Here is a 26,491-nt window from a genome sequence, read left to right on the forward strand (position 1 = left end):
CTTCTTTGCCCGAGTAAAGTACTGCTTGCACATCCGCCGCTGCGCCGCGCAGCGGTCAGAAATCCTGTTTAGAAATTGCCCTGGAACCAGCTCTTCATCCGCGAAAACAGTTGCCCCATGGAGGCGCCTTGCAAGCGCTGGATCTGGTGCCGCTGCGCCTGCTGCTTGCCAAACATCAGCAGGCCCACGCCGGTGGAGTAGCGCGGGTTGCGCACCACCTCGGCAAAGCCCAGCACGTTCTGCGGCAGGCCAATGCGCACCGGCATATGGAACACCTCCTCGCCCAGCTCCACCATGCCTGGCATCAGGCTGGAGCCCCCAGTGATCACGATGCCAGAGGACAGCAGGTCCTCAAACCCGCTGCGCCGCAGCTCGGCTTGCACCAGGGTGTACAACTCTTCCACGCGTGGCTCGATCACCTCGGCCAGCGTCGCACGCGACAGCTGGCGCGGCCCGCGCTCGCCTACCCCCGGCACTTCCACCATCTGGTTGGCATCCGCCAGCTGGCGCAGTGCGCAACCGTGGGCCAGCTTGATGTCTTCCGCCTCTTTGGTCGGGGTACGCAGGGCCATGGCGATGTCGCTGGTGATCTGGTCACCGGCAATCGGGATCACCGCGGTATGGCGAATGGCCCCCTCGGTGAACACTGCGATGTCCGTGGTGCCACCGCCAATGTCGATCAGGCAGACGCCGAGATCCTTTTCGTCTTCAGAGAGTACGGCGTGGGCCGACGCCAGCGGTTGCAGGATCAGGTCGGTCACTTCCAGCCCGCAGCGGCGCACACACTTCATGATGTTTTGCGCAGCAGACACGGCGCCGGTGACGATATGCACCTTCACCTCCAGCCGCACCCCGCTCATGCCGAGCGGCTCTTTCACATCTTCCTGCCCGTCGATGATGAATTCCTGCTCCAGAATGTGCAGGATCTGCTGATCGGTCGGGATGTTCACTGCGCGCGCCGTCTCGATCACCCGGTCCACGTCGGTCTGGCTGACCTCCTTGTCCTTGATCGCCACCATGCCGTGCGAGTTGAAGCTCTTGATGTGGCTGCCCGCGATGCCGGTATACACCTCGCGAATCTTGCAGTCCGCCATCAATTCCGCCTCCTCCAGCGCGCGCTGGATGGCATTCACGGTGGATTCGATATTGACCACCACGCCCTTTTTCAGGCCGCGGGAGGGGTGACTGCCCATGCCGATGATTTCCAGCTGGCCATCCACCTTGAGCTCCGCCACGATGGCCACGATCTTGCTGGTGCCAATGTCGAGCCCGACGATCAGGTTTTTGCTGTCCTTGCTCACCCTGTGTTCTCCTGCTTTAAACCTGTTGTCTGTTGATGACCGGACGGCCCGGTCGGGTTGTCTGTGCTGCGGGCTTGGCCGGCTTGTTCGGCACCGCCTGACCCGTACTTCCCGGCTTGCTGCCATTACCGGGCTTGCTTGCAGCCGGTTTGTTCACTGGCTTCGCTTCTGCATCCGCGGGCAAGGCACTGGCGGGCAAGCGGATCGCCACCCCGTTGCTGTAACGCAAGTCCACCACGCCGATGGTGTTGCGCCCGGCCAAGGCCCGGTCATAAATGCCAATGAATCGCTTCAGGCGGTCATCCACATCATCGCGCCCCACCAGTACCTGCATGCCGTTCGACAGCTGCATGCGCCAGGCACGCCGGGGGGACAGCTCCAGCTTCACCGCCTGCAAGTGCTTGCTGCCCAGCACACTGCTGAACTTGCGGTAAGCGGCCACCACATCCTGGCTACTGCCTTCCGGCCCGTTGAACTGCGGCAGCTCGTCTTCGCTATTGGCCTCAAACACTTCACCGCGGGTGTTGACCAGCGAGGCTTCGCCCCAGCGCGCCAGCGCCTGATGCTCTTCAATACTGACCACCAGCACCCCCGGCCAGCGCCGGCGGATGCTCACCTGCCGCACCCAGGGCAACTTCTCGAAGGCGTGCCGGGTTTCATCAATATCCAGCGTGAAGAAATTGCCTTGCATCACATTCTTCGAGATGTAGTGCACCTGATCACGGCTGATGTGTGACAACTGCCCTTCCACCTTGATCTGCCGCAGCGGAAAGGCACGTGAATTCACCAGCAGGTACACCCCGCTATACAGCACCGCCGCTGCGAACAGGCCATACAACAGGTTGGCGAGCGCATTCAGCACCTGTGGCTTATCCCACATGTGTGCGCTCCTTTCTGTCGTGCAGCCTGATCAGCATGTTCTATTACGCCCCTTGCAAGGTGGTATCCAGAATCCGCAACACCAGGTCGGGATAGTCCATCCCGGCCTGCCGAGCCCCCATCGGCACCAGGCTGTGGCTGGTCATGCCCGGCGCGGTATTGGCTTCCAACAAATACGGCTGGCCTGCGGCATCGGTCATGAAGTCGATCCGGGCCCAGCCGCGACCGCCGATCGCCCAGAAGGCCTTTTTCACCAGCTCACCGATGGTGGCTTCCTGCTCGGCGGACAAACCGCACGGGCAGCGGTACACCGTGTCGTCACGGAAATACTTGGCCTGGTAATCGTAAAACTCGGTCGCCGGTTCAATCTTGATGGCGGGCAGCGTGACAAAGCCACTGACCTCATCGCCCAGGATCGGCATGCTGTACTCGCCACCATCCAGAAAACGCTCCGCCAGCACCACGCGGTCATAGCGCCGTGCTTCGGCAAAGGCCGCAGGCAGATCAGCCGCCTGCTTCACCTTGCTGATGCCGATGCTGGAGCCTTCGATATTCGGTTTGACGAAGATCGGCAGGCCCAGCTTGGCAACGACGGCATCCCAGTCGCTGTGCTCATCCAGCAGCTCAAACTGCGGCACCGGCAAACCCAGTGCTTGCCACAGCAGACGGCTGCGCAGCTTGTCCATGCCGATGGCCGACGCCATCACGCCACAGCCGGTATACGGCAGGCCCATCACTTCCAGCGCACCCTGTACCGTGCCATCCTCACCGAAGGGGCCATGCAGGATCAGGAAAGCACGATCAAAACCCTCGGCTTTCAGATCTGCCAGCAGACGCTCCGCCGGATCAAACGCATGCGCATCCACGCCCCGGCTGCGCAAGGCATCCAGCACACCGTTACCGCTCATCAGCGAGACTTCGCGCTCGGCGGACGGGCCACCCATCACTACCGCCACCTTGCCGTACTTCTGCTTCATGTCCATGCTCATTGTCCTGCCACCAATTTGCCCGGCACCGCCCCGATGGAGCCTGCCCCCATGGTCATCACCACGTCACCCGGCTGCGCCACCCGCAGGATGGCCTCCGGCATGTCCGCAATCTCGGCCACAAACACCGGCTCGACCCGGCCTTGCACCCGCACGGCACGCGCCAGGGCACGGCCATCTGCCGCCACGATCGGCTGCTCACCTGCTGGATACACCTCGGCCAGCAACAGACCATCCACGGTGGACAAGACCTGGGCGAAATCTTCAAACAAGTCGCGGGTGCGGCTATAACGGTGCGGCTGGAACGCCAGCAGCAGACGGCGATCCGGAAACGCGCCACGCGCCGCTGCCAGCGTTGCCACCATCTCCACCGGGTGATGCCCGTAATCATCCACCAGCGTGAAGCTGCCACCTTGCGGCAACGGCACTTCGCCATAACGCTGGAACCGTCGGCCCACGCCGCCAAACTCGGCCAGCGCGCTTTGAATCGCCTCTTCCGACGCGCCCACTTCCAGCGACACCGCGATGGCGGACAGCGCATTCAGCACATTGTGGTGGCCCGGCGTATTGAGCGTGATGGGCAAACGGTGCTCAGTACCGTTCTGCCATACCGCGTCGAACTGCATCTGGCCATGGTTGGCGACGATGTTCTCGGCGCGAATGTGCGCGTCTTCACTCACGCCATAGGTGGTGACCGGCTTGCTGATGCGCGGCAGGATGGAGCGCACGTGCGGATCATCCACACACAGTACGGCACGGCCATAGAACGGCAGGCGTTGCAGGAAATCGACAAACGCGCCCTTCAGCTTTTCAAAGTCATGGCCATAGGTATCCATATGATCGGCGTCGATATTGGTCACGATCGCCATCACCGGGCTCAGCATCAGGAAGGACGCATCCGATTCGTCTGCTTCCGCCACCAGAAAATCACCCTTACCCAGCTTGGCATTACTGCCCGCTGCGTTGAGCCGCCCACCGATCACATAGGTCGGGTCCAGCCCGGCCTTGCCGAGAATGGAAGCCACCAGACTGGTGGTGGTGGTCTTGCCGTGGGTACCCGCCACCGCAATGCCTTGCCGCAGCCGCATCAACTCGGACAGCATCATGGCGCGCGGCACCACCGGAATGCCCAGTTCACGGGCTTCCTGCACTTCCGGGTTATCTGCCTGTACGGCGGTAGACGTGACCACCACGTCAGCACCGTGCAGCAAACCTTTGCCATGCCCCTGATGGATGCTGGCACCCGCCTTGGCCAGCCGTTGCGTAGTGGCATTGCTGGCCAGATCACTGCCGCTGACCTCGAAACCGAGGTTGAGCAAGACCTCGGCAATGCCGGACATGCCTACACCGCCAATGCCGACAAAATGAATCCGTTTGACCTTGTGTTTCATCGCGCCACCTCTTCACATGCCGCAACCACCTGCTGGGTGGCCTGCGGCATGCCTTTTTGCCGCGCCTTTTCGGCACGAGCTTGCAATTCCTGACGGTCCAGCCCGGCCAGCAAACGCGCCAGCGACGCCACCGTCATCTCTTTTTGCGGCAACAGCCAGCCGGCACCCGCGTCCGTCAGGAAGCGGGCATTGGCCGTCTGGTGGTCGTCAACTGCCGTGGGCAGCGGTACATAGATACCGGCTACACCGGCTGCAGCCAGCTCGCTCACCGTCAGGGCACCGGCACGACACAGCACCACATCGGCCCGCTGCAAGGCTGCGGCCATGTCTTCAATAAAAGGCACAGCTTCTGCCGCCACCCCGGCTTGAGCGTAGTGCTCACGCAGGGCCGCAATCTGCTTTTCACCTGATTGATGCACCACTTGTGGCCGCTGCGCTTCCGGCATGCTGGCCAGTGCAGCAGGCACCGTCTGGTTAAGTGCCATGGCACCCTGGCTACCGCCGACTACCAGCAATTGCAGCGGCCCATGCCGGTCGGCATAGCGGACAGCCGGTTCCGGCATCGCCACAATGCTGTCGCGCACCGGGTTCCCCACCGTTGCCAGCTTGGGCTGCAGCGGGAACACATTCGGAAACGCCTGTAGCACCCGCTTGGCCAGCCTGGCACTGACACGGTTGGTCAGCCCCGCCACCGCGTTCTGCTCGTGGATCAGCAGTGGCACCCCGGACAACCAAGCCGCAACTGCCCCCGGGAAACCCACATAGCCGCCAAAACCCACCACCACTGCCGGACGATGCTGGCGGATGGCCTTGCGGGCTTGCCAGATGGCTCGCAGCAACATGAAGGGGGTCTTCAGCTTGCGCAGCAGACCATTGCCACGCACGCCTTGCATCTGCAGTTGCACTATCGGGTAGCCATACGGTGCCACCAGGCGATTCTCCATGCCGTGGGTGGTACCCAGCCAGACGGGCTTCCAGCCTTTGGCCTGCAGCGCCTGTGCCACGGCCAGCGCCGGGAAAATGTGCCCACCGGTCCCGGCAGCCATGATCAGGGCGGTCTTGCTCATACCTGAAACCCCCGCATCATTTGCCGTGACTCCCAATCAATCCGTAATACCAGACCCAGCGCCATCAGGTTGGCCACCGTGCCGGAACCACCAAAGCTCATCAGCGGCAGGGTCAGGCCCTTGGTGGGCAACCAGCCGACGTTCACGCCGATATTGATCAGCGCCTGTCCACCAATCCAGATGGCCACACCATAGGCGGCCAGTGCCGACCAGTAGCGCTCCAGCTTCAGGGCTTGCTTGCCCACCGCAAAGATGCGCCAGACCAGCAGCAGGAACAGGCCGAGCACCGCTGCAACGCCAACGAAGCCCAGCTCCTCGGCCACAATCGCCAGCAAGAAGTCGGTATGCGCTTCCGGCAGGTAGTGCAGTTTTTCGACCGAACCGCCCAGACCGACCCCCAATACTTCACCACGGCCGAAGGCAATCAGTGAGTGGGTCAGCTGGTAACCTTTGCCGAGCGGATCAGCAAACGGGTTCAGGAAGCCCAGCACGCGCTTGTAGCGATACTCGGAAGTGGTCACCAGCAGCACAAAGCCGATACCCAGCGTCAGCACCAGGCCGACAAACAGCCGCCAGTTCATGCCCCCCAGGAACAGGGTTCCCATGGCAATCGCGGTGATCACTGCAAAAGCGCCGAAGTCGGGCTCCGCCAGCAGCAAGCCACCGGTGATCAGCATCACAAAGAACATCGGCACAAAGCCCTTGATCAGGCTGTGCATGTAAGCGGCCTTGCGCACCGTATAATCAGCGGCATACAGCACCACAAACAGCTTCATCAGTTCAGACGGCTGCAGGTTGATCACCACCAGACCCAGCCAGCGACGGCTACCATTGATCTCGCGGCCTACATGCGGGATCAGCACCATCACCAGCAGGGTCAGCCCGAACAGGAAGGCATAAGGCGCATACTGTTGCCAGATGCGGGTCGGGATCTGGTATGCCACCACTGCCGCTACCAGCCCAACCCCAATGAACACTGCCTGACGGGTCAGGTAATAGGTGATGCGGTAGTTGGTGTCCTTGTCAGTCGCGGCATAGGCGATGGACGCCGAATACACCATAACCAGACCGATGGCCAGCAGCAGCAGGGTGGACCATACCAGCACCGCATCCACGCCACTGGGTTGCGGACGGTTACGCAGCTGGCGGAAGGACAGGCTAACCATGCGCCCCTCCCACTCGTGCAGCGATTGCGTTGGCCGCAGCAATGAACACCTCAGCGCGGTGTGCATAGTTGCGGAACATGTCGAGGCTGGCGCAGGCCGGGCTGAGCAGGATCACTTCGCCATCCTGCGCATCGGCCCAGGCGGCTTCCACTGCTGCCGGCAGGTCCGCACAGTGCTGTACCGGCACGCCACTGCCTTGCAGGGCGGCTTCAATCTGCACTGCATCACGCCCAATCAGGTAGACCGCGCGGGTAGAGCGCTGCACAGCGTGCTGCAGCGGGCTGAAATCCTGCCCCTTGCCATCGCCCCCGGCAATCAGACGCACGCCCCGGTCAAAGCCCAGCAAGGCGGCTTCTGTCGCGCCGACATTGGTACCTTTGGAATCGTCGATAAAAGTCACGCCACTCAGCGTCAGCACCGGCTCCACCCGGTGCGGCAAGCCACGGAAGCTGGCCACATGCGGCAGCAGCGTGTCCAGCGGCAGTCCGGCAGCGTCCAGCAAGGCCAGTGCAGAAAGCACGTTGGCGGCATTGTGCAAGCCGGGCAGCGGTACCGACAGTACGGGCAGCAAGGCCTGATCCCCCCGCGCCAGCATCAGGCCATCCGCCCGGTCCAGCAGACCATACTCGCTGGCGGACTGCGGCGTAGCCAGCGCAAAGCTGCGCAGCGGCAAACGCGCGTCGCGCATCGCCCAGCTGCGGGCATCATCACGGTTCAGTACCTGTGCCTTGGCATTCAGGAAAATGCGCTGCTTGGCGGCGGCATAGCCATTCATGCCCTCGTAGCGATCCAGATGGTCTTCCGACAGATTGAGTACCGTCGCACTGTCGCAGCGCAGGCTATTCGTGGTTTCCAGCTGGAAGCTCGACAGCTCCAGCACAAACACGTCCGGATATGCCGCGCCATCTGCACGGTCTTCTTCGCAGGCTTCCAGCGCATCCAGCACCGGCAGGCCGATATTACCTGCCACCATGGTTTTCAGACCCGCCTGCTGGCACAGATGCCCCACCAGGCTGGTGACCGTACTCTTGCCATTGGAGCCGGTGATGGCAATCACCTTGCTGGGCCAGTCACGAATCCAGCGTGCGAACAACTCCACATCGCCCAGCATCGGCACGCCTCGAGCCTGGGCGCGGGCAATCGCCGGTTCCGCCAGCGCAATGCCGGGGCTGACCACGGCATAGTCAATACCGCCAAACAGCATGTCGTCAAACGGCCCCAGATGGATGGAGACCTGCGGCAAATCCTGCTGGAAACGGGCAAGCTGAGGCGGCGCACTGCGGCTGTCTGCCACCGTGACCTGCGCGCCATGCGCACACAGCCAGCGGCAGGCCGACAGCCCGCTGTCGCCCATCCCCAGAACCAGTACCCGTTGGTTGCCGTACATGCTTTGGATTACCTCAGCTTCAGGGTGGCCAGACCGGCCAGCACCAGCATCATAGTGATGATCCAGAAGCGGACCACCACCTGCGTTTCCTTCCAGCCCTTCTTCTCGTAGTGGTGATGCAAAGGCGCCATCAGGAAGATGCGCTTGCCACCGCTGTACTTGAAGTAGGCCACTTGCAGCATCACCGACACCGCTTCCACCACGAACACGCCACCCATGATGGCGAACACGATTTCCTGCCGCACGATCACCGCCACCGTACCCAGACCGGCACCAATCGCCAGCGCACCCACATCACCCATGAACACTTCAGCCGGGTAGGCGTTGAACCACAGGAAGCCGAGACCTGCCCCGACCAGGGCGCCGCAATAGATCACCACCTCGCCGGTACCCGGCAGGAAAGGGAAGCCCAGGTGCCGTGCGTGCAGCATATTGCCCGCCACGTAGGCAAACACCGCCAGGCCACCTGCCACCATGACGGAGGGCATGATGGCGAGGCCATCCAGCCCGTCGGTCAGGTTGACGGCATTGCTGCTGCCGACAATCACCAGATAGGTCAGCACCATGAAGCCCACCAGCCCAAACGGGATGGCCACCGTTTTGAAGAAGGGCACCAGCAACGTGGTCTGCGCAGCGGTTTCCTTGAAGTCGGACAGTGCGAAGCTGCCATGGGTCGCCAGCCAGTAACCGGCGATCAGCGCAATGGCGCTCTGGCCGATCATCTTGGCGCGGGCAGACAGGCCTTTCGGGTTTTTGTGCACCACTTTCTTGTAGTCATCAATGAAGCCGATCGCCCCGGTACCCAGCGTCACCAGCAGCAGCAGCCAGACGTAGTGGTTGCGCAAGTCGGCCCACAGCAGAGTCGTCACCGCCAGCGACAGCAGGATCAGGGTCCCGCCCATGGTCGGCGTACCAGCCTTGCTCAGATGGGTTTGTGGACCATCATCACGGATCGGTTGGCCCACTTTCAGCGAGGTCAGCTTGCGGATGACCGATGGCCCCAGCCACAGCGAGACAAACAACGCGGTCAGCATCGCCAGCACGCCACGCAAGGTGACGTAGTTGAACACATTGAAGGCCCGAATCTCGGTGTGGGCCGCCAGCCATTGTGCCAGTAGCAACAGCATGCTCAGGCCTCCCTCATGAAATGTTCCACCACCCGCTCCATGCGCATGGCACGGGAGCCTTTGACCAGTACCGAACAATCGGCGTCCAGCAAGGTTTCCAGCGCCTGCAGCAGGGCATCGAACTCGGTAAAGTGCTGTGCCGTCGGGCCAAATGCAGCACACGCCTGTGCGGTGTCGCCACCCCAGGCCAGCATGCAATCGGTGCGTCCTTGAGCGTAGGCACCCACTTCGGCGTGCAGGTCACAGCTTTGCTCGCCCAGCTCGCCCATGCCGCCCATCACGAATACCCGTTTGCCCGGCATCGCTTGCAGTACATCCAGCGCGGCGCGCATGCTGGCTGGTTGGGCGTTGTAGGTGTCGTCAATCAGACGGCCACCGAAACGGGCGGGCTTCTGCTGCAAGCGGCCCTTGCTGCCCTGGTATTGGGCCAGCCCGGCCGCCACTGCCTTGGGAGAAATGCCCAAAGCCAGTGCAGCCGCAGTAGCCGCCTGCGCATTGCGCACATTGTGTTGCCCCGGCACCTGCAGGCAGGTTTGAATCTCACCCGACAGGGTGTGCAGCAACAGCTCAGTACCGCGTGCGCTGCTGCTGGCTTCGGCGTGCACATCCGCCTGCGCCGTACCGAAGGTCACCTTGCGACGCCCGGGATTGAGGCCACTCCAGTAGTCCGCATACGGGTCTGCCGCGTTGATGACGGCGATGCCGCTGGCGGCAAGACCCCTGAAAATTTCGCCCTTGGCCGCGGCGACGCCATCCAGCGTGCCACCCACACCCGGCAGATGAATCGGTGCAGCATTGTTGATCAAGGCCACATCCGGACGGGTCAGCCCTGTCAGGTAGGCAATCTCGCCGGTGTGGTTCATGCCCATTTCGATCACGGCGAAGCGGTGCTGAGGACGCAGGCGCAACAGGGTAAGCGGCAAGCCGGTATGGTTGTTGAAGCTGCCCTCGGTGGCCAATACCTGTTCCGCACCGACTTCGGCCGCACAAATCGCCGCCAGCATTTCCTTGACTGTGGTCTTGCCGACCGAACCCGTGACACCGGCCACCGGGATACGGAAACGCCCACGCCACCAGGCTGCCAGCTTGCCCAGCGCCAGATCTACATCGGCCACCTGCAACACCGGGCAGGCATAAGCGGCTGCGGGTACTTCACTGACCAGCGCGGCCACGGCACCTGCCGCCAGCGCATCCGGAATCAGGGCATGGCCATCCAGCGACGCGCCCTTGCGTGCCACGTACAGGCTGCCCTGCTGAACGGTGCGGGTATCGTGGGTGACGTGGCGGAAGGCCACATCGTTGCCGATCAGCTGCGCGCCAATGGCTTCAGCGGCCATGCTGAGCGTGGTCATCGCAGCTTCATCCGCACCCACCAGCGCCAGTCGTGCTTCTTCCACATCGTCAAAGTGGTGCTTGGTCTTGCCGATGATCTGGTAATCCTCGTTGCCCTTGCCGGCGATCAATACGATGTCACCGGCTTGGGCAGCCGCAATAGCATGGCGAATGGCAGCACGGCGATCGACCTCGACATGGTGCGCGCCCACCACACCCGCCGCCACCTGCGCGACGATGCTGTGCGGGTCTTCGGTGCGCGGATTGTCGCTGGTCACCACAGCCACATCAGCCAGCCGACCGGCAATTTCACCCATAATGGGGCGCTTGCCCGCGTCACGGTCACCGCCGCAACCGAACACGCAGTAGAGCTTGCCCCCTGCAGGCAGGACATCGCGCAGCGTTTGCAATGCGTTTTCCAGCGCGTCCGGCGTGTGCGAGTAGTCCACCACCACCGAAGGCTGAACACCACCGCCAACCCGCTGCATGCGACCCGCTACACTGCGAATCCTGCCCAGCACACGGCCAGCCTCGGCCAGCGACACCCCTTCGCACAACAGCACACCCAGCACGCCCAGCAGGTTAGCGACATTGAAGCGCCCCAGCAGCGTGCTGTTGACAGAAACGTCCCCGTACGGGGTGACCAGCTCCAGCTGCAAGCCCTCCAAGCCCATCTGCAACTGGCGACAATGCAGGTCACCTTGCGACAGGCCATAGCTCAGCACCTGCACGCCCTGCGCCCGGGCCAGCGCCACCAGTTCGGGTCCAAACGGGTCGTCGATATTGATCACGGCATGCTGCAGGCCGGGCCAGCAGAACAGGCGGGCCTTGGCAGCGCCATAGGCTGCCATGGTGCCGTGATAATCCAGATGATCGCGGGTCAGGTTGGTAAACAGGGCGGTACGATAACGTGCACCGTTGACGCGGCCTTGTTCCAGCGCATGCGAGGACACTTCCATCGCCACCGCCCGCGCGCCCTGTTTCAGCAAGTCCGCCAAGGTGGCGTGCAAGGTCACGGCATCCGGCGTGGTGTTGGCGGCCTCCACCAGCTGCCCGGCAAAGCCGTTGCCTGCCGTACCGATGACGGCAGTCTTGCGACCCAGCGCATCCAGCGCCTGCATCAGCCAGTGGGTGCAGGAGGTTTTACCATTGGTTCCGGTAATACCAATCAGGCTCAGCTGCTGACTGGGTGCGCCATACCATTGGTCAGAAATCTGGCCCAGTTGGTCGCGCAAGCCAGTCACCGCGCAATGCGGCACTTGCAGCGCAGCGGGCCACTCATAGCCTTCTGCCTCATGGATCACCGCGCTGGCACCGGCGGCCACCGCCTGCTCAATATAACGACGGCCATCCTGGGCGCTGCCCGGCATGGCGACAAATACCCGCCCCGGACCAGCCATGCGGCTATCCAGCGTCAGATCGGTGACCGATGGCGGCAGTTGCCGCAGAAATGCCATCACATCCATGTTCATACTCATAGTCCGGTCTCCGCTTCCGGCTCATCAAAGCCTGGGATCACCGTGGTCTGTACCGGCGCATCATGCGGCACCTTCATCTTGCGCATGATGTCGGACACAATCTTGCTGAATACCGGCGCGGCGACCTGACCACCGTAATGGCGGGTCGGATCCGGCTCATCGATCATCACGGCCACGATGATCCGAGGGTTGGAGATGGGCGCGACCCCGACGAAGGAGGCCACATACTTGCTCTTGTCGTAGCCCCGGCCACTGACCTTGTATGCTGTGCCGGTCTTGCCGCCGACCCGGTAGCCCACCACCTGCGCCAGTTGCGCGGTCCCACCGGGCTGAGTCACCATCTCCAGCATTTTCAGCACTTGCTGGGCGGTTTGCGGCTTCAGCACCTGGGTGGCGGGCCCCGGCGCATCCAGCTTGAGGATGCTCACCGGGCGAATGGCACCGTTATTGGCAAACACCATGTAGGCGCGAGCAATCTGCATCAGGCTGACCGACAGGCCATAGCCGTAAGACATGGTGGCCTGCTCTACCGTCTGCCAGGTCTTGGGGGACCGCAGCTTGCCACGTGCCTCGCCGGGGAAACCAGTGCCTGGCACCTTGCCCAAGCCGACGCGATCGAACAGGCTCCACAAGGTTTCGGCCGGCATTCTCAGGGCGATGGTGGCGGTGCCGATGTTGCTCGACTTCTGCACCACGCCCTCTACCGTCAGCGAGCCATAGTTATGGGTATCGGTGATGGTACGGCCGCCGATCTGGGTGCTGCCGCTGGTCGGGATCAGGGTGGTGGGCTGCACGATCCCGGCGTCCAGCGCCGTGGCGATCGACAGCGGCTTCATCATGGAACCGGGCTCGAACTGATCGGTCAGCACACGGTTACGCATGCGGCTGGGGTCGATCTTGCTGCGGTTGTTCGGGTTGTAGGTCGGCAGGTTGGCCAGAGCGAGGATCTCGCCGGTATGGGCATCCAGTACCACCACGCCACCAGCCTTGGCCTTGGCCGCAGCCACCCCCGCCACCAGTTCGTGATAAGCCCAGTACTGAATATCGCTGTCAATGGACAGGGTGACCGTCTCGCCGTCCTTCGGCAGCACCTTGGTGCCAACGTCTTCCACCACATAACCACGGCGATCGCGGATCACCTTCCAGCGGCCATCCTGTCCGGCCAGCAGACTGTTACGTGCCCGCTCGATACCTTCCTGCCCCTTCTCGTCGTTGTCGGTAAAGCCAACGATATGGGCCATCATCTCGTGCGCGGGATACAGGCGGACATACTCAGGCTGCTGGTACACCCCAGGCACTTTCAGGTCCAGAATGGTTTTGGCCAGCTCCGGGTTGATGCGGCGCTTGAGGTAGACGAACTCACGGTCCTTGCTGGCAAAACGAGCCCGCAGCTCGGTTTCAGGCACTTTCAGCAGGTCGGACAACTGGCGAAATTGCTCCAAAGTCACCAGCCCGGCCGCCTCTTTGGCATTGACCCAAATACTGGCCGCCTGTGCGCTGCGTGCGAGGGTATTGCCCTCACGGTCGGTAATCACACCGCGTTTGGCCTTGAGCGGGATCACCCGGTTGTAGCGGATCTCCCCTTCTTTGCGCAGGAAATCATCCTGCTGCACCTGCAGGTAGAGCGCACGACCCGCCAGCGCCACAATGCCCAAACCGAGCATGCCAAAGACCAGTGCCGACCGCCAGGCCGGCAACTTCAGGGCAAGTTCAGGATTGGCATAGCGCGCGCGTGCCACGTTTTACTCTTCCTTCGGTGGCACCACCACCACCGATTCACCATTGGCCGTCACCACCCGCGTACGCTGTGGGTCCGGCGTTTTCATCTTCAGCGTCCCGGTTGCCTCACGCTCAATACGCGAGTGCATGCCCTGGGTGCTCTGTTCCAGCAACAGCTTGTCGTACTCCTCTTTGTACTGCTTGGCCTGCGCATCCTCATGTTGCAGCTCGGCAAAGATGCGGCGTGACTTGTGCTGTGAAGTCACCACCGACAAGGCAGACAGCACCGCCACGATCAGCAGCAGGGCATTGAGCTTATGCACGCCCACCCCCGGTGCGCTCAGCCACACGCAGCACAGCGCTGCGTGAGCGCGGGTTTTGCCGGACCTCTTCTGCACTCGGCTTGATGGCCTTGCCGATCAGCGTCACCGGCGCCTGCGGCATGTCTGCGGCGCGCACTGGTACCCGGCTGGGCAAACGATCCACCGTCGCCGCGTCACGCAGCGTCTGCTTGACCATGCGGTCTTCCAGCGAGTGAAAGCTAATCACCGCCAGACGCCCGCCTGGCTTCAGGCAGGCAATGGCCGCCGGCAGGACTAGCGAAAGTTCTTCGAGTTCGCGATTGAGGTAAATCCGTACAGCCTGAAAGGTGCGTGTCGCGGGGTCCTGGCCCGGCTCGCGAGTGCGGACGGCCTTCGCCACGATCGCGGCAAGCTGCCGGGTTGTGACGATGGGCTCTTGGCCGCGCGCAGCAACAATCGCGCTTGCAACCTGTTTAGCAAACCGCTCTTCACCATAATCCCTGACCACCCTTGCGATATCCGCTTCTGCAGCGGCGTTGAGCCAATCCGCAGCGGTAAGGCCACGGCTGTTGTCCATGCGCATGTCCAGTGGCGCATCAAAACGGAAACTGAAACCACGCTCGGCCTCATCCAGCTGCGGGGAGGACACGCCCAGATCCAGCAAGATGCCGTCCACCTGGGCGATGCCCTGCTGCGCCAGCACATCGGCGAGCTCGGCGAAAGCGGTATGCACAATGGTGAAGCGCGGGTCGTCGATACTGGCCGCCGCGGCGATGGCCTGCGGGTCACGGTCGAGCGCGATCAGGCGACCCTGCGGCCCCAGCTGCTGCAGGATGCGTCGGCTATGTCCCCCTCGACCAAAGGTGCCATCCACATAGATGCCGTCCGGATGCACGGAGAGTGCCGTCACCGCTTCCTCGAGCAACACGGTGACGTGTGGGCTGGAGGTGGACATTAGAGCGAGAACCCTTCGAGTTCGGCAGGCATGCCATCACTGCTGTACTGCAGCGCCACATCACACTGGCGCTGCCATCCGAGCTCATCCCAGATCTCGAATTTCTTGCCTTGACCGATCATGACCACCCGTTTGTCGAGCCCGGCGAAGGCACGCAGCTCAGGAGAGAGTAAAATGCGCCCCGCCGAGTCCATCTCCACGTCCTCGGCGTAACCCACCACCACCCGCTGATAGGCGCGCAGTTGCGGATTGAAACTGGACACACTGTTGAGTTTTTCTTCAATCGGGCCCCATTCCGGCGCCGGATACAGCAGCAGACACTTGCTTGGGTCCGCCGTGATGACCAGACGGCCATCGGCCTGCTCGGCGAGCGCATCCCGATAGCGTGCCGGGACCGCCATGCGCCCCTTGCTATCCAGATTCAGAATCGCGCTACCCCGAAAGCCCACTGTGTCCTCGCGCTGCTGGTTTGGGTCAAAAAACCCACAAAAACCCACTTTTTCCCACTTGTCGCCACTATAGTTAAAAAAAAATGGCAGGTCAAGGCGGTAAATCGCGATTTTTCCTTTTGCGACAAGGACTTACGGTATTTTCATCGAAAAGACAATTTCCTTTAAAATGAATGGGATAGCGCTCAAACAGAAAGTAACCTCTGAGGATTAACCTCACCCGCGGGTCAGTACGACGTCATGTGCAGGCCCACCATCCCACTTCAGGCTGGACAGTACCTACAGCGCACCTTACCCTTGTCGGCATCATCAACCGGAGATCACCATGACGCGCCATGGCCTGCCCCTGCTGCTGGGTCTGCTCTGCTGTGCCTGCACCCAACTGAAGCCGACTGCGCTCTGGGTGGCGGACCAGCATGGCCTGGACGCCGGAGTTGATACGCTGGAGCTGGGAAACCAGCGTTGGCAGATTCGGGTAGAAACCAGCACCCTGCTGATGACCGGCAATATCCAGCAACGCCTGCAAGATGCCGTCCACGTGCATTGCCGCAAGCAAGGACGGCCCATCCCGGTGATCGAACGTGAAGAGAGCGGCCTGCTCAACAGCCTGACCGGTGGCCGCCGCTACGCCACCGCCATCATTCACTGCGACCCGGCAGCGGCGGCGGCACCCTGAACTGTCCCATTGATCATGCCTTTCATCCCGCTCAAGGTTTAACTGCAACCTCGACAATGCTAGGATTAAGCTGACTGCCCTGCTCCGGGCAGCGATCACGGGAAGCCATGCCGACATGAGTTTCGAGATCGTCAACAACCAGTTTCTACAGCAGCTGGCAGCAGCGGGCGCGTCACACGACATCCTCGCCTGCGAAGACATTTATTCCGAGAGCGGGGTCAAGCTGCTCGCCAATGGCAGCACGCTGGGTGACGATATTCAGTCACGGCTCTTGCACCACAAACTGCGTCGCCCGCTGGAGCACAGCATCCGTGTGGCGGATGCCCCCAACAACCGCACCCTGCTGGACACGTTCAACCACATTCTGGATCAAGAGCCCATCCTGGCCCATTGGGCCAGCCACAGCGGCATTACCCTGGAGCTGCAGGAGGCCCTGCAACGTCTTAACCTGCCCGAGTGCGCCTGGAGCGCACTGGCGATTGCGCGGCATAGCGACCCCAGGTTTATCGAGCATGGGCTTCGGGTCGCCCTGATCGCCATTTCCACAGCACAGACCGCTGGGCAGGCGTGGCGTCATTTGCTGCCTGCGGCGCTGCTTCACGATATTGGCTACCTGTACCTTAATCCAGCACTGTGGAAGGCTCAGCACCCCATTGGCCCCGGCGAATGGAAGCAACTGTCGGCGCACCCGATCATTGGCCAGATGTGGGCGCAAAACGTCGCCGGACTGGGGGGCGAAGTGGCGGCCTTGATTGCCTGCCATCACGAACGTGCCGATGGAAGCGGTTACCCACGCCAGATTGGTGGCGAGCGCCTCGGTCCCGTTGCAGAAATCCTGGCTTTGGCAGAAATGGTCAGTGGCATGCTGGAGCATCGCAGCTACCCGCTGGGGCAACTGCGGGTAGCCTTCAAGTTGTTACCGGGCCAGTTCACCCGGCAGACCCGACAGGCAGCGCTGAGCGGCACCCAGGACTTGCCGGTGGGGGATGCACCGGCCATCGCGACAGACAAGATTGAAGAAGCCCTGCATCAGCTACTGTTACGCTTTGGCCAAGCGCTGGAAGTGCTGGAGCAACTGGACTGGCATTGCACCAGTCATGTTGGTCGACAGCTCAAACAACGGCTCGCCGACCGGCTCAATGTCATCCAGCGCGCCTTTACCAGCGCAGGGCTGGATGTCTGGCTGCCGGAAAGCCAGCGCGAATCTGTCCCCAATGGCGACACCTTCTGGAACGAGCTGGCGTGGATCATCCGCGAAACCAACTGGCACACCCGCCATCTGGCGCGCGACCTGACCCGGCAGTCCCTACTGCTGCCGCAAAGTGAAGCCCACGCTTTCGAGCCCTTGGCCGCCCTGTTCCTTGCCTTGTCCGATGAGTTGACCCGGGCCGGGCTGTGAAACGCATCCTGCTGGTCTGGCATAGCCAAGGTGGACGCACCGGGCGGCTGGCTGAAGCCGTCGCTGCCGGACTCGCCCAAGCGGCTGATGAGGTCACCATCTATAACCGGCAAGCGCTGCAGGCCACCACTACGGAATTGCTGGAAGCCGATGGCATCCTGATCGGCACCGCCGAGCAGTTTGGTTATATGTCCGGTGCCATCAAGGATTTCTTTGACCGCACCTACTACCCGGCGGAAGGCAAAATGCAGGGGCGACCCTACGGCTTGTTTGTCTGCGCAGGCAACGACGGTCTGGGTGCCATTGTCAATGTGGAGCGCATTGCTGCGGGCTATGGCTGGAAACGCGCACTGCCACCCATGCTGGTCAAAGGGGAACCCACCCCCGAGCAGCTGAACGCTGCAGAGGAGTGGGGTGCCACCTTTGCGGCCGGGCTCAGTATCGGCCTGTTCTGATCCTGAACCTGATCAGCCGCGCTTACTGCCGACGCCAGGTGGTGCCTTGCGGGCCATCTTCCAGCACAATGCCCGCTGCCAGCAAAGCATCACGGATGCGGTCGCTTTCGGCAAAGTCCTTTGCCTTGCGCGCCGCTTGCCGCGCGGCAATCTGGGCTTCAATCGCGGTGGCATCCAGCCCGTCTGCGCCCGCCTCACCTTGCAGGAAGGCTTGCGGATCACGCTCGAGCAGGCCCAGCACATTGGCCAGTGCCTTCAGCTGTGCCGCCAGCTGCGGATCGCGGCTGCGGTTGACTTCACCAGCCAGATCAAACAGCACCGCCACGGCTTCCGAGGTGCCAAAGTCATCATCCATCGCCTCACGGAAGCGGGCGGCATACGGGTTCTGCCAGTCCAGCGTCACGCCATCAGCAGGCGGGGTTTGCCGTAGCGCGGTGTACAGCCGCTCCAGCCCTTGCTTGGCATCGCGCAGCAGCTCTTCCGAGTAGTTGATCGGGCTGCGGTAATGCGCCCGCACCAGCAGAAAGCGTACCACTTCACCGTCGAACTGTTGCAGCACATCGCGGATGGTGAAGAAATTGCCCAGTGATTTGGACATCTTCTCGCCATTGAGTTGCAGAAAACCGTTGTGCAGCCAGTAATTGACGTAAGTATGGTTATGGCAGCCTTCGCTTTGCGCGATCTCGTTCTCGTGGTGCGGGAACTGCAGGTCCTCGCCACCGCCGTGAATGTCAAAGTGCACGCCAAAATGATGCTTGGACATCACCGAGCACTCAATATGCCACCCCGGACGCCCCGGCCCCCAGGGCGATGCCCAGTGTGGCTCACCGGGTTTGGCGGCTTTCCACAGCACAAAGTCAAACGGGTCACGCTTGTACGGATCCACCTCCACCCGCTCGCCGGCCCGCAGGTTGGCCAGCGTTTTACCGGAGAGTTTGCCGTAGCCCTCAAAGCTGCGTACCGCGTAGTACACATCACCGTTGTCCGCCGGATAGGCGCGACCATTGGCAATCAGCTGTTCGATCATCTGCACCATGCCCTCCACGTGCTGGGTGGCACGCGGCTGCAGGGTGGGCGGCAACAGGTTCAGGTGAGCCAGATCATCGTCCATGGCGGCGACATTCTCATCCACCAGCTGCATTGGGGTAATGCCACGCTCCACTGCCCGCTTGATGATCTTGTCTTCAATGTCGGTGATGTTGCGCACATAGCTCACCTCGTACCCCGAGGCCCGCAGCCAGCGATAGATGGTATCGAACGCAGCCAGCATGCGGGCATGCCCGACATGGCAAAGGTCGTACACCGTCATGCCACAGACGTACATATTGACCTTGCCGGGCTGGATCGGGGTAAACACTTCTTTCTGGCGGGACAGGGTATTGTACAGTTTCAGCATCTGGGCTCTCACTCAAGGTACCCGGCCTCAGGCCGGGCCAAACCGGTGCTTTCCGGCCACCGGCAACAAAAACGCCGCCCGAAGGCGGCGTACCGGGCAGGCGCAGGCCTCCCCGGCGGGATCAACTACAGTACTTGGCAATATCCGCTTCCAGCGAGCGGATGGCTTGCTCCGATGCTTTCGGGTCCATGAAGACACGCTCACCGTTCTCGTTCACCTGATAAATCCCGCTCGCCGACTTCATCCTCGACAGATGGTCCCGCGCCTCAGCGCAACGCTGGCGCTGGGTCGCGTCTTTGGCGGCCTGGGCATCGGCCTTGGACTGCTGGTCTTTCTTGTCCATCTGCCGCTTGTTGAAGTCTGTCTGCTGGCTCTGCCAGTCGCCACTGCTACTGGCCTTGCCGCCACCTGAGGCCGACTTGGGCGCAACGGTCTGCGTCTGGGTGCCCGCAGGAGGCGGCGTCTGCGAGTAGTGGGTCACGCCCTGGGCATCGACCCATTTATACATTTGCGCCTGGGCGCCCAGCGCCAGCAGCAATAACAGCCCACCCAACGTTTTCGACATCTGCATCACCCTGCTCCTGCCTTAGCCTGCTTCCTTGCTCCAGGAATCCTTCAACGTCACCGTCCGGTTGAACACCGGCTTGCCCCCCGCCTGATGCGCCACGCGATCCGTGCAGAAATAGCCCAGCCGCTCGAACTGGTAACGGGTCTCCGGGGCCGCGTCCTGCACTGCTGCCTCCACCCAGGCCTCCACCACCTGCAAGGAGTGCGGGTTGAGGAACTGCATGAAGTCCACGTACTGGCCATCGTCACCCCGCACCGCATCCGGACGCGGCTCGGTAAACAGGCGGTCATACAGGCGAACTTCTGCTGCGATGGCGTGTTCGGCAGACAACCAGTGAATCACGCCCTTGACCTTGCGGCCCACCGGGTTCTGCCCCAATGTAGCGTGATCAATCGAGCATTTCAACTCGACGACCTCGCCTGATGCGTCCTTCACCACCTCATCGCAGCGAATCACATAGGAGTAGCGCAAGCGCACTTCCATGCCCGGTGCCAGTCGCTGCCAGCCTGCGGGCGGCACTTCGGCAAAGTCATCGCGTTCGACGTACAAGGTAGCGGCGATCGGTACTTCACGCTCACCGAACTCCGGGTGATGCGGATGGAACGGTGCGCTGCGCTGGCCGGTGACCCCGGCTTCAAAATTGGTCAGCGTCACCTTCAAGGGGTTGAGCACGGCCATCACGCGGGGTGCCTCGGCTTCCAGCGTCTCGCGCACAGCGCCTTCCAGCACCGAGTAATCAATTACGTTCTCGCTCTTGGAGATGCCGCAGCGCTGGGCAAACAGGCGAATCCCGGCCGGGCTGTAACCCCGGCGACGCATGCCGGAGACGGTGGGCATGCGTGGATCGTCCCAGCCACTGACCACCTTTTCGTTGACCAGCTGGTTCAGCTTGCGCTTGGAGGTCAGCGCGTACAACAGCTCCAGCCGCGAGAACTCGTACTGCCGTGGGTGACAGTCAATGCTGATATTGTCCAGCACCCAGTCATACAAGGGCCGGTGGTCTTCAAACTCCAGCGTGCACAGCGAATGGGTGATGCCTTCTAGCGCATCCGAGATGCAATGGGTGTAGTCGTACATCGGGTAGATGCACCAAGCATCGCCGGTGCGAATATGATGCAGGCGGCGAATGCGGTAGATGACCGGGTCACGCAGGTTGATGTTGCCGGACGCCATGTCGATCTTCAGCCGCAGGGTACGGCTACCGTCGGCAAACTCGCCGGCGCGCATGCGGGTGAACAGGTCGAGGTTTTCTTCCACACTGCGGTCACGCCACGGGCTCGGCTTGCCCGGCTCGGTCAGGGTGCCGCGGTAGGCACGCATCTGCTCGGCATCGAGGTCATCCACATAGGCCAGACCTTTCTGGATCAGCTCGACAGCATAGCCGTACAACTGTTCGAAGTAATCCGAGGCATAGCGCACTTCGCCTTGCCATTGAAACCCCAGCCAGCGCACGTCTTCCATGATGGCGCGCACATACTCTTCGGATTCTTTTTCCGGATTGGTATCGTCAAAGCGCAAGTTGCAGGCACCGGCATAGGCCTGCTCGCCCTGCACCAGCCCGAAGTTCAGGCAGATCGACTTGGCGTGCCCTACGTGCAGGTAGCCATTGGGCTCCGGCGGGAAACGGGTCTGGATGGCCGCATGCCGCCCATCCTTCAGGTCGTTGTCAATGATGGTGCGGATGAAATGGGCAACTACAGGTGCATCACTCATGGTGTACGGGAACGATCCATTGCGTCGGAAAAATAATCAGGTCTTGATCTTACCTGAAAAGACAGAATCCCGCAGGTAGCCCCCCGCATCGCACCATGGGCAGAAACCATCTGTGCCGGTCCGGCACATGCCTCCCGACCTTGTACCAAGGGGCAGTATTGCGGATGCGACACTGACCCTAACATGCACCGCCTGGACGCCAGACCGATCAGCTGTCACCCGCAGCACAGGGCGCTGGGCAATCCCGACAGGTCGTCGCATGATAAACAATTGCAACAATGATGACGTGCTGAATTGTGGTACAGGACTGCTTCTTGTTAGAATCCGCCAGATCAAACCGCTTTGACAAAGTCCAATATGCCCAATCGCCCGCTGCGCCTCATTCCGCTTTGCCTGGTACTGGCACTGACCACCGCCCGTGCTGACGAAGCCCAGGACATCAGCGCGCTGATCAAGCAAGGTCAAAGTACGCAAGCCCTGGAGCGGGCCAATCAGTATCTGGTCAAAGACCCCAAGAATGCCAAAGTCCGCTTTGCCAAAGGCCTGGCGCTGGTTGACCTTAACAAGCCCGCGGATGCCATCAAGGTCTTCCAGGGGCTGACGGAAGACTATCCGGAGCTGCCGGAGCCGTATAACAATCTGGCGGTGCTGTACGCCCAGCAGAAACAGTTCGACAAAGCGCGCCAGGCGCTAGAAATGTCGATCCAGACCCACCCCAGCTATGCCACCGCACACGAGAACCTGGGGGACATTTATGCGCAGATGGCAAGCCAGGCCTACAGCCGTGCGCTGCAGCTGGACAAGAACAATGCCAACGCGCAAACCAAGCTGACGCTGATTCGAGACCTCTTCACCAAGCCTGGCGCACCGCTGGCCACCGTGAAGCCAACCGCACCGGTGGTGGTCGCCACCGCCAAGCCGGAACCGGTGAAGCCTGAGCCGGTGAAGACTGAACCCGCCAAACCGGCCGCTACCGTCACCACGCCTGCCACACCCACTACCAAACCGGTGAAACCGGATGCTTCCACGCCAGCAGTGAAGGTGGAACCCAGCAAACCGGAACCGGTCAAGCCCGAGCCGACCAAACCGGCCGCCAGCAGCCGTGATGACAAGCCAGTGCTGCAGGCCACCGAGGCTTGGGCGCAGGCCTGGTCCAGGCAGAAGGTGGGGGCTTACCTGTCCGCGTACGGCAGCAGCTTCAAGCCGCCACGCGGCATGAGCCGCTCGGCGTGGGAAGCCGAACGTCGCGAGCGCCTTACCGCATCCAGCTCCATCAGCGTCAGCATTGGCGCACCCAAAGTCAGTTTCATTGATGACAACACGGCACGTGTGACATTCACCCAGTCATACAAGTCGGATACACTGAAGACTTCCACCGGCAAAACGCTGATCATGACGAGGAATGGCGACCGATGGTTGATTACCGAGGAACGGGTAGGCCGTTGAACCGTTCAAAGCGTAGTGGATTGATGTCTCCCCGCCCTGGGCGGTTGCGACGAGTACTGGCACTGGTGCTGGTCAGTCTGCCCGCGGCGTCAGTGAACTCCATGGGTTCGTTCGCCACACCGGACCCGGTTCCCCTGCCGCTGGCGCAAGCCAGCCCCGGCAAGCCCATTGACGTGACGCATCGTCGCCCCGAGCAGGAATTGATGCGGGTGCTGGATGCCATGCAGCGCGGACAGTTTGGCACCGCCCAGTCCACGCTGGACCAGCTGCTGCGCGATTACCCCAACTACCGTCTGGCACACCTGATTCAGGGAGACCTGCTGAAGGCGCGCGGCCGTCCGCTCAAAACCATGGGCGATGTCTCCGAGGTCAGCCCCGAAGTGCTGAATGACCTGCGGCTGGAAGCCCAGGTCCGCCTGAAGCGCTATACCGAAGATGCGCCGGTCGACAAAGTGCCGGGCAATATCCTGCAACTGTCCAGCGCCCAGCGCTATCTGCTGGCGGTCGATGTCAGCCGCTCCCGCCTGTATGTGTACCAGAACGACAATGGTACCCCGCGCCGGGTGGATGATTTCTACATCACCATCGGCAAGAATGGTTACGACAAGCGGATCGAAGGCGATCAACGCACCCCGCTGGGCGTGTACTTTGTACTGTCACAGCTCCCCAAGGCCTCGCTGCCTGATCTGTACGGGGCTGCTGCTTTCCCGCTGAGCTACCCCAATGAGTGGGACCGGCTGCAAAAGCGGACCGGCCACGGTATCTGGCTGCACGGCAGCCCGTCTGACACCTATAGCCGGCCACCGTTATCCAGCAATGGCTGCGTGGCGCTGACCAACCAGGATTTGATGGCGCTCAGCAAGTACCTGCAGATCGGCGTCACTCCGGTGATCATCAGCCGGGACTTTGACTGGGTCAATGCCGAACAAACCCAGCAGGACCGGGATAGCCTGTTGCAAAGCCTGGAGCACTGGCGTCAGGACTGGGAAAGCCGCGACACCCGCCGTTATCTGGAGCACTACTCGGCCAATTTCCGCAGTGGCAGCCAGGATCTGACGGCTTGGTCGGCACAGAAAACCGCAGTCAATGCCAGCAAGAAATGGATCAAGGTCGGCTTGAGCAATGTCAGCCTGTTCCGCTATCCGGATAACCCGGACATGGTAGTGGCAACCTTCGAGCAGGATTACCGCAGCGACAACCTGAGCAGCAAGGGTGGCAAGCGGCAATACTGGCAACGTGAAGGCAGTGGCTGGAAAATCATTTACGAAGATGTCAGTTGATGGACACCCGCATGAAACCTGTTACCCGTCTGTTTACCCTCAGCGCCCTGCTGTTCAGCCTGCCCTTGCTGGCCCGCCCCATGGTGGAGATTCGCACCAACCGGGGTGTGATGGTCGCAGAGTTGTATAGCGACAAAGCGCCGAATACGGTGCGCAATTTCCTGCAGTACGTCGGTGAAGGCTTCTACAGCCAGACCACTTTCCATCGCGTGATCCCTGGCTTCATGATCCAGGGCGGTGGCTTGACGGCCAGCATGGAACCCAAAGCCACGCACGCCCCGATTGCCAGCGAGTCCAACAATGGCCTGAAAAACCAGCTCGGCACCCTGGCCATGGCGCGCAGCCACGACCCGGACTCGGCCACCAGCCAGTTCTTCATCAATCTGAGTGACAACAAGCACCTGAACTATTACAAGCCCACGCCGGACTACATGGGCTATACCGTGTTTGGCAAGCTGGTCAAAGGCGGGGACGTGGCGGAAGCCCTCTCCAAGCAAACCACGCAGACCATTGGCGACTTTACCGATGTGCCGGTAGAAGCCATTACCATCGAAGCCATCGTTCGCCTGCCGGACAGCCCGGACGCACCGGTTGCCAGCAAACCCACCAGCAAGAAACCTGCCCGCAAACGCAGCAAGTAAGCTGCGCTACGCCTACTGAAGGAAACAGATCATGAGCGACATCGTCACCCTCTACACCAGCATGGGCAACATCACGCTGGAACTGAACGCCGACAAGGCCCCGAAGACGGTGGCCAACTTTCTGGCCTATCTGGATGCGGGCCACTACAACGGCACCGTATTTCACCGTGTGATCGACGGTTTCATGATTCAGGGCGGTGGCTTTGAACCGGGCATGAAGCAAAAACCGGCACCGACGACCGTCGAGAATGAAGCCGCCAATGGTCTGAGGAACGACACCTACACGGTGGCGATGGCACGTACGCCGGATCCACACTCGGCCAGCGCCCAGTTCTTCATCAACGTGGCCGACAATGCTTTCCTCAACTATCGCGACCCCAGCCAGCAAGGCTTTGGCTACTGCGTGTTCGGCAAGGTGATTGCCGGTCAAGAGGTGGTGGACCAGATTCGCAAGGTCAAGACTGGCAACGCAGGCTTCTTCCAGGACGTGCCGGTGCAGGATGTGCTGATCGAGCGCGCCGAGCGCGGCGAAGCCGCCTGAGCCTGGCGGGCCACAGCCCCGTGGCCTGACGCATGTCCAAGCTGTACTTTATCGCCGACCTGCACCTGTCTGCCGACACGGTGCAGGAATACCGCCGCTTTGCAGACTGGCTTCCAAGCCTGCAAAGCGGTGACCGCCTCTATATCCTGGGCGACTTCCTCGAGGTCTGGGTCGGGGATGACGATCTGGATGATCCCTTTGCCCGGCAATTGACAGCCCTGTTGCACCACACGGCGGCACGGGGTGTCTCACTGTTCCTGCAGCATGGCAACCGGGATTTTCTGCTGGGCGAACGCTTTGCCCAGGCCGCCGGGCTGACGTTGCTGCCCGACCCTTGTTATCTGCCCAGCGAGCAACTGCTGCTCAGCCATGGTGACCAGCTGTGTCTGGATGACCACGACTATCAGCGCTTCCGTGCCGAAGTGCGCCAGCCGCAGTGGCAGCAGGCTTTTCTGGCGCGTCCACTCAGCGAGCGCAAGGCTTTTGCCCGCCAGCTGCGCGAGCAAAGCGAGGCTCAGAAGCGGAGCAAGCCGCTCCCCATCATGGATGTGTCTGACGGTGCGGTGCAGGACTGGCTGACCTGCTGGCCTGACGCCACCCTGATTCACGGCCACACGCACCGTCCGGCCCGGCACGACTACCTCACGCCCACCGGCCAGCGCCAGCGCTGGGTGCTACCAGATTGGCATGCCGAGCGTTGGGGCTTTCTGCAGTGGCAACACCATCAGCTGCAGGAACATTACACCCCGCGCCTGACGACACCCTGACCGGTTTGTTGCAATGCCGCAACAGCAAGATTTCAATACCATCCTTACCAAAACCGCGCCCTGATTTGAT

Annotated in this window: 24 protein-coding genes; 8 read left to right on the forward strand and 16 right to left on the reverse strand. The window is 61.7% G+C overall.

All coding sequences use genetic code 11. The annotated features are described in order from the left end of the window. Window positions 1-68: 68 nt before the first annotated feature. From ftsA to mraZ, 13 genes are read right to left on the reverse strand one after another with little or no spacing between them, the layout of a single operon-like run. Window positions 69-1,301, reverse strand: coding sequence for a cell division protein FtsA (gene ftsA, locus ACE3O2_RS04280; protein ID WP_168876603.1), 1,233 nt, complete (start codon window positions 1,299-1,301; stop codon window positions 69-71). A gap of 16 nt (window positions 1,302-1,317) precedes the next feature. Beyond that, complete coding sequence (locus tag ACE3O2_RS04285) at window positions 1,318-2,181, reverse strand: cell division protein FtsQ/DivIB (RefSeq protein ID WP_374335023.1); 864 nt, start codon at window positions 2,179-2,181, stop codon at window positions 1,318-1,320. Window positions 2,182-2,224: 43 nt separating this feature from the next. Continuing rightward, on the reverse strand, window positions 2,225-3,157 hold the full coding sequence (locus tag ACE3O2_RS04290) for a D-alanine--D-alanine ligase (RefSeq protein ID WP_374335025.1): 933 nt from the start codon (window positions 3,155-3,157) through the stop codon (window positions 2,225-2,227). Between the two features lie 8 nt (window positions 3,158-3,165). Further along, a complete protein-coding gene (gene murC, locus ACE3O2_RS04295; protein WP_374335027.1) occupies window positions 3,166-4,557 on the reverse strand; it encodes a UDP-N-acetylmuramate--L-alanine ligase in 1,392 nt (463 codons plus the stop codon). Beyond that, window positions 4,554-5,624 (reverse strand): undecaprenyldiphospho-muramoylpentapeptide beta-N-acetylglucosaminyltransferase, encoded by a 1,071-nt coding sequence (murG, locus tag ACE3O2_RS04300; RefSeq protein ID WP_374335029.1) that lies wholly within the window; start codon window positions 5,622-5,624, stop codon window positions 4,554-4,556. The genes murC and murG overlap by 4 nt, the downstream gene beginning before the upstream one ends. Next, window positions 5,621-6,790 carry a putative lipid II flippase FtsW gene (gene ftsW / locus ACE3O2_RS04305; protein WP_374335031.1) on the reverse strand — a complete coding sequence of 390 codons (1,170 nt, stop codon included), beginning with the start codon at window positions 6,788-6,790 and terminating at the stop codon, window positions 5,621-5,623. Before ftsW ends, murG begins: the two co-directional genes overlap by 4 nt. Next, window positions 6,783-8,177: a UDP-N-acetylmuramoyl-L-alanine--D-glutamate ligase gene (gene murD, locus ACE3O2_RS04310; protein ID WP_374335033.1), complete on the reverse strand. Its 1,395-nt coding sequence runs from the start codon at window positions 8,175-8,177 to the stop codon at window positions 6,783-6,785. The genes ftsW and murD overlap by 8 nt, the downstream gene beginning before the upstream one ends. Before the next feature lie 8 nt (window positions 8,178-8,185). After that, window positions 8,186-9,304 carry a phospho-N-acetylmuramoyl-pentapeptide-transferase gene (gene mraY / locus ACE3O2_RS04315; RefSeq protein WP_374335035.1) on the reverse strand — a complete coding sequence of 373 codons (1,119 nt, stop codon included), beginning with the start codon at window positions 9,302-9,304 and terminating at the stop codon, window positions 8,186-8,188. A 2-nt stretch (window positions 9,305-9,306) separates the two neighbouring features. Next, window positions 9,307-12,114, reverse strand: a complete 2,808-nt coding sequence (murF, locus tag ACE3O2_RS04320; RefSeq protein WP_374335037.1) for a bifunctional UDP-N-acetylmuramoyl-L-alanyl-D-glutamate--2,6-diaminopimelate ligase MurE/UDP-N-acetylmuramoyl-tripeptide--D-alanyl-D-alanine ligase MurF — start codon at window positions 12,112-12,114, stop codon at window positions 9,307-9,309. After that, window positions 12,111-13,853 (reverse strand): penicillin-binding protein 2, encoded by a 1,743-nt coding sequence (locus ACE3O2_RS04325; RefSeq protein ID WP_308418708.1) that lies wholly within the window; start codon window positions 13,851-13,853, stop codon window positions 12,111-12,113. The genes murF and ACE3O2_RS04325 overlap by 4 nt, the downstream gene beginning before the upstream one ends. Before the next feature lie 3 nt (window positions 13,854-13,856). Further along, window positions 13,857-14,156 (reverse strand): cell division protein FtsL, encoded by a 300-nt coding sequence (gene ftsL, locus ACE3O2_RS04330; RefSeq protein ID WP_168876610.1) that lies wholly within the window; start codon window positions 14,154-14,156, stop codon window positions 13,857-13,859. Beyond that, on the reverse strand, window positions 14,149-15,090 hold the full coding sequence (gene rsmH / locus ACE3O2_RS04335; RefSeq protein WP_374335039.1) for a 16S rRNA (cytosine(1402)-N(4))-methyltransferase RsmH: 942 nt from the start codon (window positions 15,088-15,090) through the stop codon (window positions 14,149-14,151). Before rsmH ends, ftsL begins: the two co-directional genes overlap by 8 nt. Beyond that, complete coding sequence (mraZ, locus tag ACE3O2_RS04340; RefSeq protein ID WP_374335041.1) at window positions 15,090-15,587, reverse strand: division/cell wall cluster transcriptional repressor MraZ; 498 nt, start codon at window positions 15,585-15,587, stop codon at window positions 15,090-15,092. Before mraZ ends, rsmH begins: the two co-directional genes overlap by 1 nt. Window positions 15,588-15,864: 277 nt before the next feature. Between mraZ and ACE3O2_RS04345 the strand changes: the two genes are divergently transcribed. The 3 genes from ACE3O2_RS04345 to ACE3O2_RS04355 all read left to right on the forward strand — a co-directional run bounded on the left by ACE3O2_RS04345 (window position 15,865) and on the right by ACE3O2_RS04355 (window position 18,069). Next, window positions 15,865-16,215: a hypothetical protein gene (locus ACE3O2_RS04345; RefSeq protein ID WP_374335043.1), complete on the forward strand. Its 351-nt coding sequence runs from the start codon at window positions 15,865-15,867 to the stop codon at window positions 16,213-16,215. Window positions 16,216-16,330: 115 nt separating this feature from the next. Further along, window positions 16,331-17,614, forward strand: a complete 1,284-nt coding sequence (locus tag ACE3O2_RS04350; RefSeq protein ID WP_374335045.1) for an HD-GYP domain-containing protein — start codon at window positions 16,331-16,333, stop codon at window positions 17,612-17,614. Beyond that, on the forward strand, window positions 17,611-18,069 hold the full coding sequence (locus tag ACE3O2_RS04355; protein ID WP_374335047.1) for a flavodoxin family protein: 459 nt from the start codon (window positions 17,611-17,613) through the stop codon (window positions 18,067-18,069). The genes ACE3O2_RS04350 and ACE3O2_RS04355 overlap by 4 nt, the downstream gene beginning before the upstream one ends. A 22-nt stretch (window positions 18,070-18,091) precedes the next feature. On the opposite strand, the gene cysS is transcribed toward ACE3O2_RS04355, so the two are convergent. From cysS to ACE3O2_RS04370, 3 genes are all read right to left on the reverse strand, one after another. Continuing rightward, complete coding sequence (gene cysS, locus ACE3O2_RS04360; protein WP_374335049.1) at window positions 18,092-19,465, reverse strand: cysteine--tRNA ligase; 1,374 nt, start codon at window positions 19,463-19,465, stop codon at window positions 18,092-18,094. Between the two features lie 121 nt (window positions 19,466-19,586). Beyond that, entirely contained in the window at window positions 19,587-20,036 is a 450-nt protein-coding gene (locus tag ACE3O2_RS04365) for a DUF4124 domain-containing protein (protein WP_374335051.1), read from the reverse strand. 15 nt (window positions 20,037-20,051) lie between these two features. Continuing rightward, window positions 20,052-21,746, reverse strand: a complete 1,695-nt coding sequence (locus ACE3O2_RS04370; RefSeq protein WP_374335053.1) for a glutamine--tRNA ligase/YqeY domain fusion protein — start codon at window positions 21,744-21,746, stop codon at window positions 20,052-20,054. Window positions 21,747-22,103: 357 nt separating this feature from the next. On the opposite strand from ACE3O2_RS04370, the gene ACE3O2_RS04375 reads away from it, so the two are divergent. The 5 genes from ACE3O2_RS04375 to ACE3O2_RS04395 are packed head-to-tail and all read left to right on the forward strand — an operon-like array spanning window position 22,104 to window position 26,421. Further along, window positions 22,104-23,192, forward strand: a complete 1,089-nt coding sequence (locus ACE3O2_RS04375; protein WP_374335055.1) for a tetratricopeptide repeat protein — start codon at window positions 22,104-22,106, stop codon at window positions 23,190-23,192. A gap of 23 nt (window positions 23,193-23,215) precedes the next feature. Continuing rightward, window positions 23,216-24,472, forward strand: coding sequence for a murein L,D-transpeptidase family protein (locus tag ACE3O2_RS04380; RefSeq protein ID WP_374335057.1), 1,257 nt, complete (start codon window positions 23,216-23,218; stop codon window positions 24,470-24,472). Between the two features lie 11 nt (window positions 24,473-24,483). Beyond that, window positions 24,484-25,113: a peptidylprolyl isomerase gene (locus ACE3O2_RS04385; RefSeq protein ID WP_374335059.1), complete on the forward strand. Its 630-nt coding sequence runs from the start codon at window positions 24,484-24,486 to the stop codon at window positions 25,111-25,113. Between the two features lie 31 nt (window positions 25,114-25,144). After that, the gene (locus ACE3O2_RS04390; RefSeq protein WP_374335061.1) at window positions 25,145-25,654 is read left to right on the forward strand and encodes a peptidylprolyl isomerase; all 510 of its coding nucleotides are present in this window, start codon (window positions 25,145-25,147) and stop codon (window positions 25,652-25,654) included. 32 nt (window positions 25,655-25,686) lie between these two features. Continuing rightward, entirely contained in the window at window positions 25,687-26,421 is a 735-nt protein-coding gene (locus tag ACE3O2_RS04395; RefSeq protein ID WP_374335063.1) for a UDP-2,3-diacylglucosamine diphosphatase, read from the forward strand. The last annotated feature ends 70 nt before the right edge of the window (window positions 26,422-26,491 follow it).

This window comes from Leeia sp. (assembly GCF_041909055.1).
Lineage (GTDB): Bacteria > Pseudomonadota > Gammaproteobacteria > Burkholderiales > Leeiaceae > Leeia > Leeia aquatica.